2 protein-coding genes and 1 pseudogene are annotated in these 2184 nt (G+C 71.9%); 2 read left to right on the top strand and 1 reads right to left on the bottom strand.

All coding sequences use genetic code 11. The annotated features are described in order from the left end of the window. Positions 1–32: 32 nt before the first annotated feature. Positions 33–533, bottom strand: coding sequence for a MarR family winged helix-turn-helix transcriptional regulator (locus ACSNOG_RS32540; RefSeq protein ID WP_436756305.1), 501 nt, complete (start codon positions 531–533; stop codon positions 33–35). A gap of 213 nt (positions 534–746) precedes the next feature. Here ACSNOG_RS32540 and ACSNOG_RS32545 point away from each other — a divergent pair. Then, positions 747–1025: pseudogene (locus tag ACSNOG_RS32545) on the top strand (pyridoxal-phosphate dependent enzyme); the annotation flags it as partial. 252 nt (positions 1026–1277) lie between these two features. After that, positions 1278–2184 (top strand): ATP-binding cassette domain-containing protein (locus ACSNOG_RS32550; RefSeq protein ID WP_436756306.1); only part of this gene is annotated, 907 nt, incomplete at its 3' end.

Raw genomic sequence — 2184 nt, forward strand, 5'->3', positions numbered from 1 at the left:
GCCGGGGGCCGGCGGGGTCCGGCGGGGGCCGGTCAGGCCGTCGGTGCCACCGGCGGCAGTGCGTTGTGGACCTCGGAGAGGGCCGTGTTGAAGCGCGTGAGCAGAGTGCAGAACGCGTCCCGCTCGTCCTCGCTCCAGCCGTCCGTCACCAGCGCCATCAGCGCGCGCCGCGACGCCCGCACCTCCTCCAGGCGGGCCTTGCCGCGCGGGGAGAGCTGCAGGACGACGGCACGGCCGTCCTCGGGGTGCGAGGTGCGCTTGACCAGGCCGGTGTCGACCAGCGGCGCCACCTGGCGGGTGACGGTCGAGGAGTCGATGCCCATGCCGGCGGCGAGCGCCTTCACACCCATCGGACCTTCTTGGTCGAGGCGGTTGAGCAGCAGATAAGCGGCGCGGTCCATCGAGTTGCGGACCTGGCCCACGCCGCCGAGCCGCGTCTGTTCGGCGCGGCGTGCGAAGACGGCCACCTGGTGCTGGAGCGCGTCGAGGACACCTGGGGCGAGGTCGGTCGTCATGTCCGAAGGGGTGGGCATGGCCTGGGGCTCACTTCGTGCGTCGGGCAGGGAAGATTGGGGGACAGAGTACGCGGCCCGGAGGGCGCCTGGGCCGGTGCCGGGCAATCCGCTCCACCGGTACCGAACAATCCGCTCGGTATGCATCGATATGCGCTGCCATGCGTTCCGGAAGCGTCCGGGCGATATGCGTCCGTTGCGACGGTCGTTACGCAAACGAGCTGCAAGACCGGCGTCCACCTCACGTGCGGGAACCTCCGGCGCGCCGGCTCCTTCAAGGTCCGCGGCGCCTGCACCCGGATCGCGGGCCTGCCGGGGGAGGAGCGCGCGGCAGGGGCCGTGGCCGCCGGTGCGGGCAACCATGCGCAGGGCGTGGCCTTGGCGGCCGCGCTCTTGGGCGTGCGCGCCATGGTGTTCATTCCGGTGAGCGCTCCCCTGCCGAAGATCGCCCCGACCCGCTCGTACGGCGCCGCGGTGCGGCTGCACGGGCAGGTCGCGGACGAGGCGCCGGCCGACGGCGTCCGCGGCACCCGTGGCGTCCGCGGCACCCGTGGCGGCGCTGCTCGCCGAACCCGACTCGTTCGAGGGACCGCTCGTCGCCGTGTTGCCGGGCGGCAACGCCGGCCCGCTGCTGTTGCGGCGCGTGGCTGCTCGGACGGCGGTCCGGTCGCCCGGCCGCGAGAAGTGGGGTGCGCCATTCACAGGGCGGGACGGCTGCGCCGAACGTAAAATCGGGCAGTACGTCACCAAGCGGGGAGTACTTCCATGCCAGGCGCCATCTATGCCGAAGGCCTGGTGAAGACCTTCGGCGACGTCAGGGCTCTGGACGGGGTCGATCTCGATGTGCCGGAAGGAACCGTTCTGGGGCTGCTCGGCCCCAACGGCGCCGGCAAGACCACCGCCGTACGCGTCCTGACCACTCTGCTCAAACCCGACCGCGGTTCGGCCCTCGTGGCCGGCATCGACGTTTTGAAGAAGCCCGACGAGGTACGCCGCTCGATCGGGCTGTCCGGCCAGTTCGCCGCCGTCGACGAATACCTGACAGGCCGTGAGAACCTGCGCATGGTCGGCCAGCTCTACCAGATGAGCGCCCGCGACGCGAAGGCCCGCGCGGGGGAGCTGCTGGAGCGCTTCGACCTCGCGGAGGCCGCGGACCGCATCGCCAAGACCTACTCGGGAGGCATGCGCCGCCGCCTCGACCTGGCCGCGGCCCTCGTCGTCAGCCCGCCCGTGATGTTCATGGACGAGCCGACCACCGGACTGGACCCGCGCAACCGGCAGGGCCTGTGGGAGGTCATCCAGGAGCTGGTCGCCGGCGGCACCACCCTCCTGCTCACCACGCAGTACCTGGAGGAGGCCGACCACCTCGCGCACAACATCTGCGTGGTCGACCACGGAAAGGTCATCGCGCGCGGTACCTCCGACCAGCTCAAGGCGCGCACCGGCGGCGAGCGCGTCGAGGTCGTCGTGCGCAGCCCCGAGCACATCGCCCCCGCCGACGAGGTCCTGCGCGGCTTCGGCAAGGGCGCCTCCTCGGTCGAGAAGCACACCCGCAAGGTCACCGTGCCGGTCTCCGGCGGCGCGAAGCTGCTCGCCGAGGTCATCAGAGAGCTCGACGCCCGCGGGATCGAGATCGACGACATCGCCCTGCGCCGCCCGACCCTGGACGACG

Source organism: Streptomyces sp. URMC 124 (assembly GCF_051386455.1).
In the GTDB taxonomy this organism is placed as follows: domain Bacteria; phylum Actinomycetota; class Actinomycetes; order Streptomycetales; family Streptomycetaceae; genus Streptomyces.

What these genes read in the sequence shown, in the direction of transcription:
- ACSNOG_RS32540 (WP_436756305.1), bottom strand. Translation starts at nt 533, where the DNA reads ATGCCCACCCCTTCGGACATGACGACCGACCTCGCCCCAGGTGTCCTC.